Source organism: uncultured Roseobacter sp. (assembly GCF_947501835.1).
GTDB lineage: Bacteria > Pseudomonadota > Alphaproteobacteria > Rhodobacterales > Rhodobacteraceae > Roseobacter.
The window spans coordinates 85,311-97,874 of sequence record NZ_CANMXR010000006.1 but is presented as its reverse complement, the minus strand read 5'-3'; the positions used below and the strand labels follow the sequence as shown (position 1 = coordinate 97,874).

Sequence of the window (12,564 nt, the reverse complement as noted above, 5' to 3'; positions counted from 1 at the left end):
GTGCTCCCAACCTCCTCATGCGGAAAACTGTTGCGGCTTGTTCTTTTTATCTTGTTCTCGGCTAAGGCGTATCGCGACGTTGACAAATATCCCTGCATTGCTTTGGCACGCCCATAGCGTGACCAAACGGTCATTCATGCTTCAGTAAATGCCAGACTTGTTCCACAGGGTAGCTCTTTGCCCAGTCTGCCGGGATCGCTGCACGTGTGCCCATCGCGCTTTCGGGAGCGTAAAGCTCCTGATACTTCGAGACAGCAAAACCGATGTCCGTGAAAAGGTCGATCCAAGACGAAATCGTCAGATTGAAGCATACACCGGTTGGCTCGTATTCGACCTCTGTCCAATCCGCCCCCCACATCTCGCGGTAAGGTCGATGCAGCGTCCGGTCGGCAGGCGCGCCATCAAGGGGTGAGCAGATCAGCGATAGCGGATGGTTTCCTAGGAAAACCAACCGCCCACCCGGGCGCAACAATCGCCATGCCTCCCGAAGCCATTTGTCAGGTGGACACCAGATCGATGCGCCATATTCCGAGATCGCAAAGTCGAAGGACGCATCCGGAAGGCCGATTTGTTCGGCGTTCCCCTCGATGAAAGTGATATCTGCGCCGTGTTTTTCCGACATTTGCCGCGCTGTGCTCAATTGCTCGGTGGAGAGGTCGATTGCCGTGACACGCGCACCTCGTCGATTCATCCAGCCCGCAACGTATCCCGTGCCACATCCGAGTTCGATTGCATCCATATCGGTCATGTCCATGGGCAGCAGTTGTAAACCCGCATCGGAGTTTCCCCAATTGCCCCATGCCGGTACTTCAAGGCTCCAACGACTTTTGGCAAATTCCACCCAATTGGTGGCATCGGCATTCCAGATATCTTTGTTGATCGAAAGGTAATCGCGCGTCATCGATGCCATCTCCGTTTTCCGTGAGATTTTCTTTATCATAAAAACTCGCTGCAATGCACTGCCAAGACACGTTGGACCCACGGTGCAATGCAGGTCTGTTGTGGGCCCGAGGCTGCCTTACAGTCATGCAGCATTTGGCCCAGTTTCCCGAAAATCCGAGGGAGTTCACGGCCCAAAACCACCGTTCACGTCACAAAAAAATCTCGCCGCATCCCTAGACCAAGCTGCTCGTGCAGCGCGCAGCAATTTGTTGTCATGAAGGACGACGACGCGGACCAGCCGACTTTCTATGACTGCTCGCGAATATCACGATGGGAAGCTCAATACATGGCTATTTTGATATCATGACTTCTTCGCCAGGCATCGCTGCGCTTTAGAATTTTGAGCACTCTACAAAACCTTCACTGTCCAGAAAGTCTTCAAAGTCTAAAGCGCTGGCCTCGCTTATCTGGAGAACGAAATTGAGGGATGCTGCCTGAACTCTGGTCCGGTCGTATAGATCTTGGCACCTGTACTGCGTAGACCAATCGCTCCAACGGATATCAAATACTGTCTGTTGATCGCTTTGGCGGTAGAAATACCCGCGAATTGAGTCTTTTGGGACGATATATCTGCCGTTGATTACAATCATTTCTGCCAACACGCTGGAGGCGAAAAGACAAAAGACCACTGCTAAGGCAGGAAATCTGAACTTCATTTTGGCTCCTCTTTTAGTTGCACATGAAACAGTAACAGCGGAACGCCTCAAGAATTTGGCCTTTGACGGCAGGATGCACAGGGTATCGCAAATGTTCTCTGACCCCGACCTGACGGGCCCGCTATTGGCAGGCGGTGACACTGCCGAAACTGACCAAACAAAGAGACGCGCGAGATTTGCGTGGTTGCTCTAATCACCGTGACCAGCAAGAAATTGACTAACCGTCATGGTTTATTTGAAAAGTCATCTGGGCTGAGCAGCCAGGCGGAAACATGGCGGTGAAATCCGGATCTTCCGCGGGATTCAGCATCGGGGCCAACTCAACTTCACCGAGGACAGAAATCAGCGCATCGCTCTGAACTGTGAGGGTCGCGATGCCTATTTTCTGATCACCATCGCTCAACATCGCACCTTCCCAGGTGTTGTCGCCCGTTTGAGACCAGCCGTAAGGCCTCTCTCCCTCTTCCAGAAGGTTGGGGTCAAAACGACCGCCGAACTCAACCTCCCTTGTACTTGGCTGCTCCAGGCTTTGCTCAAACTGAGGCAGCACCGCCGCCGTGGTCTCGGCGGGACAGGCTTCAGTGAGCGTCACCTCTGTCATCTGTGTTGTCCAAGCACCGTCTTGAGGCACGATTTCATCAGCAAAAGCCGAGAGTGGGAATAGGCTGACAAGGGGAAGAAAAAGGAGAAATCGCATAGAGAATGGTTCCATCATTTGGACAATTGACGATCTTCGATCAGAAGCGTCGCAGGGTGTCTCTTGATGTGTCAAGGGACGCTCTGGAAGCCATCCTCGTTTCAGTCAAATACCGCTGATCGGCAACCGCAATAGCGCGTGCGCTCTTATGCCGAGATATACCCTTCTAACTTGAGCTCTGTGACGCCTGTCCGGTGACAGCGCCTTGAAATGGTTCAGGTGTATCGCTGTCAGGTCGCGAATGCAGCGACAGAAGGCACGCTTGATGCGGCGCGCGACCCGTTCTTGGGCTCCGCGGCCGGTCAAAGTGTTGCCGGTCTCATAGAGCAACCGCGCGACGAACTTGCAGCCTTTCAGAAGAAGGTACCAGCGGGTCCGGATGACAGGCAGCCAAAGAGGTCTTGATAGCGACGGCGGTCTGCTGACCCCCGTCGCTTGCTTTGGTCACGCATCGATGAACGCCAGAAGATCGGCATTCACGAGATCAGGATGCGTCGCGAAGAAACCGTGGGAGAGGCCCTCATAGACTTTCAGCGTGCTGTTCTTGAGAAGTTTCACTGCTTTCTCCGCTGAGTTGGCAATCGGTACCACCTGGTCGTCAGCGCCATGCATGATGAGCACAGGGACATCAATTGCATTGAGGTCCTCGGTCTGATCAGTCTCCGAAAAGACCTTGATACACTGGTAGTGCGCCGATGCACTGCCCATCATGCCTTGCCGCCACCAATTCCGGATCTGACCTTGGCTGACCTCGGCGCCCTCGCGGTTGAAACCAAAGAAGGGGCCAGAGGGGACATCAAGATAGAACTGCGCCCGATTGGCCGCCAGGGCGGAACGGAACCCGTCGAAAACCTCCATTGGAATGCCATCGGGGTTTGCATCCGTCTGCACCATCAGGGGTGGAATTGCCGCAAGTAGTGCTGCCTTGGCAACCCGTCCGGGTTCAGCGCGCGCGACATATCGTGCCGCTTCGCCGCCGCCCGTGGAGTGGCCGATATGGACCGCATTTGTCAGATCCAGTTCTTCGACCAGTTCAGCGACATCCGCGGCGTAGGTGTCCATGTTATGACCAATGTCGGTCTGTTCAGAACGACCATGCCCGCGACGATCATGAGCGATGACGCGAAAGCCCTTGGAGGCGAAGAAGAGCATTTGGTTGTCCCAGTCATCGCCGGACAGCGGCCAGCCGTGATGGAAAACGATGGGTTGTGCGGTTCTTGGGCCCCAGTCTTTATAAAAGATCTCGGTCCCGTCTGAAGTTGTGAAAGTAGACATTTCTTTTGGTCCTTTGAATTCGGGTTGTGCTTGGGCGGATGCGACGCGCGGCAGTAGGGCAACGGTGGAAGTGGCAGCAGCTGTCAACAATACCGCGCGCCGGTTCGGCCCGGGTTGGTAGGGGATCATGGGTGTCATGGGTGTGCGTTTCCTTGGCTTTAATCAGGCGGCGACTTGCACCACCATTTCCACCTCAATCTGAAGCTCCGGGCCTGCGAGGGCGGCCACGCCGATGCCGGTCAGGCTCGGCTGCGCGCCATCGAGGAAGCGCATGAGTTCGGCCATGGCAATCTCCTGCGTCTCAGGCCGCAGGTCGGTCATGTAGATGCGCATCTGAACGATGTCATCTGTCGACGCCTGAAGCGCATCGAGGGCGCCTTGCAGGTTCGTGACCACAATTGCGGTCTGTTCTGCCAGCGATCCGGGTGCAGTGGTGCCATCGGGGCGCCATGCCACCTGGCCGGACACAAAAGCCAACGGGCCTGGGTGCGCAATCGAGATTTGCGAATAACCGACCTTGCCGGCATCCGGCAGAGCTGGAGGGTTCATACGATCAATTGAAGCGGACATGTCTTTCTCCTTTCATTGACTGTCATGCCGAAAGACTTAGTCCTAGCAGATGGCGAATTATATTCGCTTCAGTCTCGATCTATGTGCTACAAATGCACATGATCGGGTCGAAGGTGAACGACATCCTGTTGTTTCTCTCAGTCGTTGAGACCGGGAGCTTCGTTGCTGCTGGCAAGATGTTCGGGCTGTCGCGCTCAACCGCCGGGAAGGCCGTCGCACGGCTAGAGGACGGCTATGGAGCGCGACTTTTGAACAGGACCACACGTGCTCTGGATCTGACCCAGGAGGGAAAACGCCTTTTCGAATACGGGCAGGCCATTCGTCAGGCAATCGAGGCCGCTGATGACAGTATTGCCAGTGACAGCGGCGTCCCGCGTGGTGTCTTGCGTATCACTGCGCCAGACGCCCTGGGACGCAGGTTACTGCTGCCAACCGTGCGCCGATATCTGGAAACCTGGCCTGAGACACAGATCGAGCTGTCGCTGTCAGACCGCATTGACAACATCATCGAGAAGGGCTTCGACCTTTCGATCCGTGTCGGTGTGACCCCGCCCGATCAGGGTTTCATCGCACGGACACTTCTGCGGAATGAAGCGGTGTTATGCGCGGCCCCGGCGTATTTTGAGCGGCGCGACAGACCCCTGAACATCGAACAGCTCACGCGCCACGATCTGCTCCAGTTCGCAAGCCGCAGTGAACGGCAGGGCTGGCATCTGCAAGAGGAAGACGGCACCTGGGTCCGCGCCCAGGGTCAGGTCCGCCTGCGGCTCGACAGCGCCGAAGCTTTGCGCACAACCGCTTTGGAAGGGCTCGGCATCGCCCTGTTGCCGCAACTTCTGGTCGGCGTCGACATTGATGAGGGCCGCCTGGAACGGGTGCTCCCCCGGCTCAACCATGGGCAGGTCCCGATCCTTGCGCTCTACCCCCACAAGCGTCTGCTCGAGCCGCGGGTCCGCCGCTTCATCGATATGTTAAGTGAAGACCTCAGAAAACTTCGTTCCAGCAAAGTAATTTGACCACCTGCGGTGCGGTTCGTCAGAGCAGACATTCGCCGCGCTTGATCACCACGATCAGTCCAGACGTGCGATACTTGGCGAGTGCGCTTTGGCATCCGGCGCGTACTGGAAGGGATAAAGGTGCATAACCTGGCAGATATGAGCTGGATTGAGGCCATTGGGTGGCTGGCATCCATCCTGACGATTGCGACGCATTCCCGCGGTTCGATGCGACACTTTGATGCCTCGCGTGCGACAGCCTTTCCGACTTTCGCCGCACACGCAAAATCTATGATGGATCGAACTCTCACATCACGGGCAAGCCCGCTCTCCGGTTCATCAAAGCCTATGTCGACTCTACCGTCGCTCGATCGCAATCACGGTATCAATGACCACGGCTGTCTGCCCATTTGGTCCGTTTGCAGTCCGCTAAATGGGGTCGACAAAAACCTCATCCCATTCGGACGGATTGAGATCGAGATCGGTCAACGCGTCGGCGGCGGTTGGGTAGACCGTATCCGGATCAGCCCATGACCAGGGTGCACGTGAGCCGTGCGCGCCGATCAGCAGCAAACCACCCGGCGCCACAGCGTTTGCGGCGCGTTGCAGCGCCGACACCCGGTCGAACTTACCCGGTGAATGCAGGAACATGGCCGTCACGAGGTCAAATTCTCCGTCCGGGATTGATACGCCAAGATCGTGCCGCTCAAATCGAGTTTCGCCTGCGACGCCGGCGGTTTCCGCCGCCCGCCGTGCTGCGTTCAGCGCAGCCTCCGCAACATCAACGCCCGTGACGGTCCATCCCTGCTTGGCAAGCCAGATCGCATCGTCACCCCGCGCGCAACCAAGATCGAGCGCGCGACCGGGTGGGCGGCCCGCTGTGAAGCGCACTAAGACGGCAGATGGACGCCCGCCGGAGGGTTTGGTCATTTTCGCGTAGTGGCCTTCCCAGAAGGCAGCGGGGTCGTCTTGAGGTTGGGCGCGTGTCATGCGGTAGTTTCTCCCTTTTTCCATGCGGACGCGCCCACAAGCAGCATCAGTGTTCCAAAGACGGCGATTGAGTAAAGCGTGGCTGTCGCAGCAGCGTCCACGAAACGCGAGGCGATGTCGGCCTCTGTCTCCATTCCGCCTTCACCGAGCGACCCGAAGAAGATGGACCCGGCAATGGCGATACCAAGCGCCGCACCGATCTGTTGAAAGGCCTGCATGGCCCCAGAGCCTGCACCGGCATCCTGTGCCTCGACGCTCGACATGGTCACCTGGAAGAGCGACATGATTGCCGTGCCCATGCCAAAGCCACAGATCAGCAGCGGCGGTGTGAACGCATAAGGGTTCAGCTCTGCGCCCGTGGATAGAATGACGCTCCGCAAACTGATCATGCCGATCAAAAGCAGCGCTGCACCAATCGCAATGCGCAGTGACAGATAACGGTTCGCAAACCGTTCCGTTGTCATTGAGGCCAGCATGACGCCGACAGGGAAGGGCGTGGTAACGAGGCCGCTTTGCAGCGCCGTCAGGCCAAAGCCAGATTGCAGGAAAATGGCAAGGACGAGGAACAGACCCGGCACGCCACTGAAGAAGAGTATCACCAGCCCGAGACGTCGCAGATATGGCATGTTCGCCAGAAGACTCGGCGGCATCAGGGTCGAATGGCCTGCCGCACTGTGTTTCTGTTCATATGCCATGAAGGCGAGGGTAACGGGGATAGACGCAGTGATCGCGGCAAAGGTCCACCACGGCCAGCCGAGGGCACGGCCTTCGATCAGCGGCAAGACAAGCAGAATGGCCGCAACCGTGAACAGCGTCGTGCCGATCCAGTCGGGTCGGCTATCTGTTTCCGCTTCCAAAGCAGGAACGAACGTGCGTGTGCCGATGAGTGCCGCAATGCCAAGCGGTATGTTGATCAGGAAAGCCAAGCGCCAGCCAAGACCCGCAATGTCCGCCGAAATCAACGCCCCACCGATAATGGGGCCCGCCACAACGGCGAGACTGGACACGGTGCCGAACAGGCCAAAGACGCGAGACTTTTCCTCGGGTGGAAAGATCACATGCGCGATCGCAAGTACCTGCGGCACCATCATCGCCGCCGCGATGCCCTTGGCCGCCCGCGCGATGATCAGATCGACCACATCCGGTGCAAGACCACAAACGGCAGACGACACCGTAAACCCGATCACCCCCCAGATGAACATGCGCCGCCGCCCGAAGACATCTCCAAAGCGGCCACAAGGCAGCAGACCGACCGCCAGAGCCAGCACATAGATCGCCGCGACCCATTCAAGCTGCGTCGGGGTGGCACCGGTATCGGCTTCTATCTGCGGGAGGGCCACGTTCACGATGCTGACGTCGATCAGGTTCATGAAACTCGCGATGAACAGAACCGACAGTGCCGCCCATCGCTTCGTGGCAGCGCGGTCGGGGCTGTGATCAGTTTTAGATGCGATACTCATGTAACTTCGTATGTATCATGATAGAGAAAGAGTCAACCTCTTGTGCTTTCAAATGTTGCGTGAGTTTGATAAAATACCTCATGCGACAGGACAATCGACTTTCCCGCGTGCTTCACGCCCTCCTCCATCTGGACGGGATGGACGCCCCTGCCACATCTGCGCAGATCGCTCAGATGCTTCAGACAAACGCCGCTGTGGTACGGCGAACCATGTCGGGTTTGCGCGATGCGGGCATTGTTACATCGGTAAAGGGGCATGGTGGCGGCTGGTCTCTGGCAAAGCCTCTGGACCAGATCACGCTTCTGGTCATCTATCAGGCGCTTGGATCCCCGCAGCTCTTTGCCATTGGCAACGATGACGACGATCCGAGCTGCCTGCTGGCGAAGTCTGCCTACGCGGCCACTAACGAAGCACTCGCAGCAGCCCGGCGGCAGTTTGAACACTCACTGGACGTAATCACCGTTGCACAGCTTGCAGATGGCTGGCGAAACCAAGCGGAGAGCCACAAGGATACCTGACCGAGCGCGGAGCACCGCGGTCACGCTATTCAATCGCATCCATGCCCGGATCACGTGACAGAAGCGCGGCAAAGGCTGCGGTATCGAGAAATGCGGTGACTTCGGTTACGACACCTTCTTCAATCGTGAATATCCAAAGATAGTGGTTCTTGTAGATGTCTCCGGCCGCCGTGCGCCCTTGGCCATCGAAACGCACCAGAACATCTTCGCCATCCGCCCAGACCTCGTACAGCGTCGGACTGAGCCCTTCGCTCATGCGTGCGCTGAAAGGCGCCACCGTGCGCGACAGGAGGTCTTCCTTGCCGCGATACGTGCCAGAGACAACCGGATCAAAGCCCGTGATGGTCCAGACGACATCCGCATCAAGTAAGTCGAAGACGTTGAATGTCCCCGCTTCCCATCCTTCGAAGGCGTCACGGACAACCTGGCGGTTGGTCTCTTCGACCAAAGGGTCTGCGGCGTTGGCCGGACCATTGGTCAGCGCTGGCAAGCAGACAGCAAGACCCAAGGTCAGTGCGATAGGTCGGATATTATCCAAAGGCATGGGCGGCTCCTTGAATGGCATCAGGGGATGTTGCGGCTGGGACGCGCCATCACTCCTTGCGGTAGAAGATGTAGCCACCATGATATAGGATCCCGTCGCGGAACTGTCCGTCCGCGTAAAACCCGGTGTCATCCCAGTATTGGATGATGTCGCCGGTGACATGGTACCGCCCCTGATAGGCACTTTCCCGGCTGCCGCGCGCTTCGTCGTAGCGCCCGTTCGGCAAAAGACCGTGGCGGATATGCCCGTCTTCCGTCACCCACATGCCGACGAACGCGTGGGTCTGAGGCTCCGTCGCAGCCTCCGGTCGGGGAGATTGCGGGAAGTCGGTGGTGACGAATTGCCCCTGCGCGACGGATCCAGTCATGGCGACAGCCAAGGTTGCGAGAATGCGTGCGTGCAGCCCACGTTCCGACCTCCTCACTGCTCCGCTCCGCCGCCAACCGCGCGTCGCTCTTCGAAGAGGTCCGCCATGGTTTGCGAGGCCAGAATTGCTTTCGGGAAGCCCGCGGGCACGGTGATCATGTAGACGATTTCCTTCAACTCATCTTCCGTGACGCCGACGTTGAGGGCATAGCCCGCATGGATCTTCATCAGGCCGCGTTCCCCCATGGCGGCAAAGGCGGCGACAGCTGCGAGCTGGCGCGTGCGATCATCGAGACCGGGCCGCGTCCAGACATCACCAAGCGCGTAGGCCTGGGTCGCGTCTGCGAGGAAAGGGAACTCCTGCCGCATGTTTTCCAGCGTTGTCTGGGGCACGCCGTTGTTCAGTTTCAGGATGACATCTGCCCCCTGCTGAAGACGTTCTTGTGTCGTGTCAGACATTGTACCTCCTTCGTCGGTCTGCGCAGTCGCGGGTGACATGGTCAGTCCAATCGTGAGGGCGACAGCCGAAAACGTGGTGTTCTGAATGGTCATGGTCCGTCCTTCTTGAGTGCTGTGAGGTGACTTTGCCCGGCCCGGGGCCATAGAAACGTTGGGATCTCCGCGATCAGGCGGCGGATGCAGCCTTGCCATCCGTCGATTTGGACAGCTCTTGCCACTCCGACAACTCGGCCATTCGCGCGTCATAAGCCCCGCTCAGATAGTCGTGAGCGTCTGACCCGGCAGCGTAACGGAGCGGCGGCGTCTTTTCGCGGGAGAGCCGCACAAGCGCGGCGCCAAGCTTTGCCGGGTCCCCTGCCTGCACATGGTTCTGCGAGGTATAGAACCCCTGCGTCGCCTTGGCATAATCGGCATAGTCGCTGATCGCTTTATCCGAAAACCGGATTGAGCTGTCATCGAGGAAATCGGTGCGAAAGAAGCCCGGCTGCACGATGGTCACACTGATATTGAACGGCTTCACCTCAAGCGCGAGACATTCCGAAAAGCCCTCCACCGCGAATTTGGTCGCGCAGTAGATCGATGCGATGTCGAACCCCAGTGCACCGCCAATGGAGGAGAGGTTGAAGATATGACCCGATGTGTTGCGGCGCATCACCGGCAGCACGGCGCGGGTGACGTGCAAGGTGCCGTGCACATTGGTGTCAAACTGCCGAAGAATGGTGTCGTGCCCGATCTCCTCGAACACCCCAAGCTGGCCATATCCGGCGTTATTGACCAGGACATCGATCCGCCCAAACTGCTCCACGGCCTCTGCAACCGCTGTCGTGGCCTGCATAGGATCGGTCACATCCAGTTGCAGCGCGATGGCATCATCCGTGTCCGGCAACGCTGTTTTGACCGCGCCGGCGTCACGCCCTGTCGCCACAACCCGGTCACCGGCGCTCAGCGCGGCTTTTGCAATTTCCAATCCAATGCCGCGCGACGCGCCGGTTATGAACCACACTTTTCTATCCTTCGCCATATCAACCTCCTGACATCTGGCACGCCCAATTCCGGGGTGCGCCTTCTGCAGTTGATATGTGAATGTCGATGTTGCTGACGGTAGAACAATCTCCCGGAATGATTGCCTATTTCTCCGCGGGACTACAAAAACCCGTTGCCCACATCTAGATATCTCTTCTAAGAAAGCTCTCCAAAATTCACCAGAATGAGAGGGAATGCGCATGGAAAGTTCCGTTGACAGCCTTGCACAGATGATTGCCCGATTAGTCGAAAAGGATGGCATTCACGCAACGCCTGTGCCCAAGCTGGACCTTATCCGCAGCACAAAGCAAACTCAGGACCTTCACGCGGTTCACGAACCGGCGCTTTGTATCGTGGTGCAGGGTGCAAAACGGGTCATGATTGCAGATCACATCTATGATTATGACGCGGCCAAATACCTCGTTGTGTCATTCGATTTGCCGATCATTGGGCAGATCACACAAGCAACACCGGCGGCACCATATCTTTGCCTTCGCTTCGGCATTGACCCCGCGGTCCTCTCCGATCTTGCCGTCGATATGCCATTGGACCAGGTGGCTCCAGAAACCGGCCCGGGACTGTTTCTTGGAGAAACTACATCGAGCATCGTGGATGCTGCGACACGTCTTGTGGCGTTGGTGGAAAGCCCGGATGACATCCCGGCTTTGGCAAAGCTATATGAGCGTGAGCTACTGTATCGGGTCATCAGAGCGCCAGGAGGACAGGCCGTTCTGCGCAGCGTGTATGGACCAGGGCAAGGGCGACAGATCGCGCGGGCCATCGCCCTGATCAAGAAAAACTACCGCGAGCCGTTTGAGCTGGCCCGTCTTGCCGAAGAAGCGCACCTGCAGCCTTCCGCTCTGCACCATCACTTCAAATCTGTGACCTTGATGTCGCCCTTGCAGTACCACAAGCGATTGCGCCTTCAGGAGGCGCGGCGACTGATGCTTTTTGAGACCAGATCTGCCGCGCAGGCTGCCTTTTCTGTCGGCTACGAAAGCCCATCACAGTTCAGCCGCGAGTATCGCAGGCAATTCGGGCAGCCCCCCATGAAAGACATTGAGGCGCTGACAGGTTCGATCCTGGCAACCGAACCTCAGGCAGTGGAGTGAGCCGGCAGCACCGTAATTTCGGTAGCGGCGCATTGAGAACCAAATTCTACCATCTCTGACCCAACGGCACTTAGAGAGACACCAAGCAAACAAAGCTGCCGTTAATCTCAACTGAAGCACCGGTTAGAGTGGGCTCTTACCGATCATCAATAGCACCACAGAAATGCCCCTTATGCCAAAATCTGGCTGTTTCAGGCGACCCAAAGCCACCGTTGAATTAGGTGTTTCGATGCTTCGGCGCGACCCTTCATGGAAGACATTCCGAGTGCCTGCGAACAACCGACTTCGGGAACTCACACTACGCGGGACCAAGCCACCTGATGTAGGTGCTGCGAGTGCCGGCACAACAGCTCATTCCAGATTGCGAACGCTTCGCGACGGCTCGGCACGTCCTTCCCCGGATCGGTCATTCATCAACGGCAAATGGCCGCATACCAGACCAGCCACGCGCGACGCGGGTGTCAGATGTCTCAGATGCAGATTCAACGGTCTTTAGGGCCTGGGTTCAAGGTCTTGCCGCAGGATTGATCGATAGCGATACTACTATTCGAACCGAGGAGCATCGCGATGCGCATTGTACGACCCCTCGCATTGATCTTTACAGTGGCTTTGCCGGGCACGGTTATTGGAGACACCGTGGCGGCAAAAGATCGCGCCAGATCGGGCAGTTTTGACGCGACGGGCGAGGTCCGCTGCGCGCAAGAGGTCGGGCAATCGCTGGGTGTATGCAGCGCCTCTGTCGCCCGAGCTGCTGGATCGGCGGCGGTGGTGGTGACCTTCAAAAACGGCTTTGCACGGACTCTGCTGTTCTCGGAAGGAGAGTTTCTGCGCGGCAATGCGACCATGTCCGGTGTGGGTACCGACATGGACTGGCGACTGTCCGGAGGCGTCTACCACGTGAGGGTTGATGACCAGCGCTTCGAAGTACCCTATGCGCTGGTCATCGGAGACTAGACC

General features: G+C 57.6%; 15 protein-coding genes. 4 read left to right on the top strand and 11 right to left on the bottom strand.

Features of this window, described 5'->3' with window-relative positions; genetic code table 11:
- Nucleotides 1-130: 130 nt before the first annotated feature.
- The 5 genes from Q1A20_RS13780 to Q1A20_RS13760 form a co-directional block, all read right to left on the bottom strand.
- Nucleotides 131-901 carry a class I SAM-dependent methyltransferase gene (locus tag Q1A20_RS13780; protein ID WP_299401936.1) on the bottom strand — a complete coding sequence of 257 codons (771 nt, stop codon included), beginning with the start codon at nucleotides 899-901 and terminating at the stop codon, nucleotides 131-133.
- A 373-nt stretch (nucleotides 902-1,274) separates the two neighbouring features.
- Nucleotides 1,275-1,598 (bottom strand): hypothetical protein, encoded by a 324-nt coding sequence (locus Q1A20_RS13775; protein ID WP_299401935.1) that lies wholly within the window; start codon nucleotides 1,596-1,598, stop codon nucleotides 1,275-1,277.
- A 217-nt stretch (nucleotides 1,599-1,815) separates the two neighbouring features.
- The gene (locus Q1A20_RS13770) at nucleotides 1,816-2,295 is read right to left on the bottom strand and encodes a hypothetical protein (protein ID WP_299401934.1); all 480 of its coding nucleotides are present in this window, start codon (nucleotides 2,293-2,295) and stop codon (nucleotides 1,816-1,818) included.
- A gap of 444 nt (nucleotides 2,296-2,739) precedes the next feature.
- Nucleotides 2,740-3,570, bottom strand: a complete 831-nt coding sequence (locus Q1A20_RS13765) for an alpha/beta hydrolase (RefSeq protein WP_299401933.1) — start codon at nucleotides 3,568-3,570, stop codon at nucleotides 2,740-2,742.
- Nucleotides 3,571-3,732: 162 nt separating this feature from the next.
- Nucleotides 3,733-4,140, bottom strand: coding sequence for a RidA family protein (locus Q1A20_RS13760; RefSeq protein WP_299401932.1), 408 nt, complete (start codon nucleotides 4,138-4,140; stop codon nucleotides 3,733-3,735).
- A gap of 92 nt (nucleotides 4,141-4,232) precedes the next feature.
- On the opposite strand from Q1A20_RS13760, the gene Q1A20_RS13755 reads away from it, so the two are divergent.
- Entirely contained in the window at nucleotides 4,233-5,156 is a 924-nt protein-coding gene (locus Q1A20_RS13755) for a LysR family transcriptional regulator (protein WP_299917150.1), read from the top strand.
- 408 nt (nucleotides 5,157-5,564) lie between these two features.
- Here Q1A20_RS13755 and Q1A20_RS13750 read toward each other — a convergent pair whose 3' ends face one another.
- Together Q1A20_RS13750 and Q1A20_RS13745 are read right to left on the bottom strand one after the other, a co-directional pair.
- Entirely contained in the window at nucleotides 5,565-6,125 is a 561-nt protein-coding gene (locus tag Q1A20_RS13750) for a bifunctional 2-polyprenyl-6-hydroxyphenol methylase/3-demethylubiquinol 3-O-methyltransferase UbiG (RefSeq protein WP_299401930.1), read from the bottom strand.
- The gene (locus tag Q1A20_RS13745; protein ID WP_299401929.1) at nucleotides 6,122-7,585 is read right to left on the bottom strand and encodes an MFS transporter; all 1,464 of its coding nucleotides are present in this window, start codon (nucleotides 7,583-7,585) and stop codon (nucleotides 6,122-6,124) included. The genes Q1A20_RS13750 and Q1A20_RS13745 overlap by 4 nt, the downstream gene beginning before the upstream one ends.
- Here Q1A20_RS13745 and Q1A20_RS13740 point away from each other — a divergent pair.
- Complete coding sequence (locus Q1A20_RS13740; RefSeq protein ID WP_367180902.1) at nucleotides 7,573-8,103, top strand: Rrf2 family transcriptional regulator; 531 nt, start codon at nucleotides 7,573-7,575, stop codon at nucleotides 8,101-8,103. The two genes, Q1A20_RS13745 and Q1A20_RS13740, sit on opposite strands and share 13 nt — an antisense overlap.
- A gap of 25 nt (nucleotides 8,104-8,128) precedes the next feature.
- Here Q1A20_RS13740 and Q1A20_RS13735 read toward each other — a convergent pair whose 3' ends face one another.
- From Q1A20_RS13735 to Q1A20_RS13720, 4 genes are all read right to left on the bottom strand, one after another.
- The gene (locus Q1A20_RS13735; RefSeq protein WP_299401927.1) at nucleotides 8,129-8,647 is read right to left on the bottom strand and encodes a nuclear transport factor 2 family protein; all 519 of its coding nucleotides are present in this window, start codon (nucleotides 8,645-8,647) and stop codon (nucleotides 8,129-8,131) included.
- A gap of 49 nt (nucleotides 8,648-8,696) precedes the next feature.
- Nucleotides 8,697-9,014, bottom strand: coding sequence for an Atu4866 domain-containing protein (locus tag Q1A20_RS13730; RefSeq protein ID WP_299401926.1), 318 nt, complete (start codon nucleotides 9,012-9,014; stop codon nucleotides 8,697-8,699).
- Nucleotides 9,015-9,067: 53 nt separating this feature from the next.
- Nucleotides 9,068-9,565, bottom strand: coding sequence for a carboxymuconolactone decarboxylase family protein (locus Q1A20_RS13725; RefSeq protein WP_299401925.1), 498 nt, complete (start codon nucleotides 9,563-9,565; stop codon nucleotides 9,068-9,070).
- A 73-nt stretch (nucleotides 9,566-9,638) separates the two neighbouring features.
- The gene (locus Q1A20_RS13720) at nucleotides 9,639-10,493 is read right to left on the bottom strand and encodes an SDR family NAD(P)-dependent oxidoreductase (protein WP_299917147.1); all 855 of its coding nucleotides are present in this window, start codon (nucleotides 10,491-10,493) and stop codon (nucleotides 9,639-9,641) included.
- A 202-nt stretch (nucleotides 10,494-10,695) separates the two neighbouring features.
- Here Q1A20_RS13720 and Q1A20_RS13715 point away from each other — a divergent pair, with 202 nt between their 5' ends.
- Entirely contained in the window at nucleotides 10,696-11,607 is a 912-nt protein-coding gene (locus Q1A20_RS13715) for an AraC family transcriptional regulator (RefSeq protein WP_299917146.1), read from the top strand.
- Between the two features lie 567 nt (nucleotides 11,608-12,174).
- Nucleotides 12,175-12,561: a hypothetical protein gene (locus tag Q1A20_RS13710; RefSeq protein WP_299917144.1), complete on the top strand. Its 387-nt coding sequence runs from the start codon at nucleotides 12,175-12,177 to the stop codon at nucleotides 12,559-12,561.
- Nucleotides 12,562-12,564 lie beyond the last annotated feature (3 nt).

Excerpts from the sequence above, each read along its gene's own strand:
- Q1A20_RS13780 (WP_299401936.1), bottom strand. The coding sequence starts at position 901 with ATGACGCGCGATTACCTTTCGATCAACAAAGATATCTGGAATGCCGAT.
- Q1A20_RS13775 (WP_299401935.1), bottom strand. The coding sequence starts at position 1,598 with ATGAAGTTCAGATTTCCTGCCTTAGCAGTGGTCTTTTGTCTTTTCGCC.
- Q1A20_RS13770 (WP_299401934.1), bottom strand. The coding sequence starts at position 2,295 with ATGCGATTTCTCCTTTTTCTTCCCCTTGTCAGCCTATTCCCACTCTCG.
- Q1A20_RS13765 (WP_299401933.1), bottom strand. The coding sequence starts at position 3,570 with ATGTCTACTTTCACAACTTCAGACGGGACCGAGATCTTTTATAAAGAC.
- Q1A20_RS13760 (WP_299401932.1), bottom strand. The coding sequence starts at position 4,140 with ATGTCCGCTTCAATTGATCGTATGAACCCTCCAGCTCTGCCGGATGCC.
- Q1A20_RS13755 (WP_299917150.1), top strand. The coding sequence starts at position 4,233 with ATGCACATGATCGGGTCGAAGGTGAACGACATCCTGTTGTTTCTCTCA.
- Q1A20_RS13750 (WP_299401930.1), bottom strand. The coding sequence starts at position 6,125 with ATGACACGCGCCCAACCTCAAGACGACCCCGCTGCCTTCTGGGAAGGC.
- Q1A20_RS13740 (WP_367180902.1), top strand. The coding sequence starts at position 7,573 with ATGCGATACTCATGTAACTTCGTATGTATCATGATAGAGAAAGAGTCA.
- Q1A20_RS13745 (WP_299401929.1), bottom strand. The coding sequence starts at position 7,585 with ATGAGTATCGCATCTAAAACTGATCACAGCCCCGACCGCGCTGCCACG.
- Q1A20_RS13735 (WP_299401927.1), bottom strand. The coding sequence starts at position 8,647 with ATGCCTTTGGATAATATCCGACCTATCGCACTGACCTTGGGTCTTGCT.
- Q1A20_RS13730 (WP_299401926.1), bottom strand. The coding sequence starts at position 9,014 with ATGACTGGATCCGTCGCGCAGGGGCAATTCGTCACCACCGACTTCCCG.
- Q1A20_RS13725 (WP_299401925.1), bottom strand. The coding sequence starts at position 9,565 with ATGACCATTCAGAACACCACGTTTTCGGCTGTCGCCCTCACGATTGGA.
- Q1A20_RS13720 (WP_299917147.1), bottom strand. The coding sequence starts at position 10,493 with ATGGCGAAGGATAGAAAAGTGTGGTTCATAACCGGCGCGTCGCGCGGC.
- Q1A20_RS13715 (WP_299917146.1), top strand. The coding sequence starts at position 10,696 with ATGGAAAGTTCCGTTGACAGCCTTGCACAGATGATTGCCCGATTAGTC.
- Q1A20_RS13710 (WP_299917144.1), top strand. The coding sequence starts at position 12,175 with ATGCGCATTGTACGACCCCTCGCATTGATCTTTACAGTGGCTTTGCCG.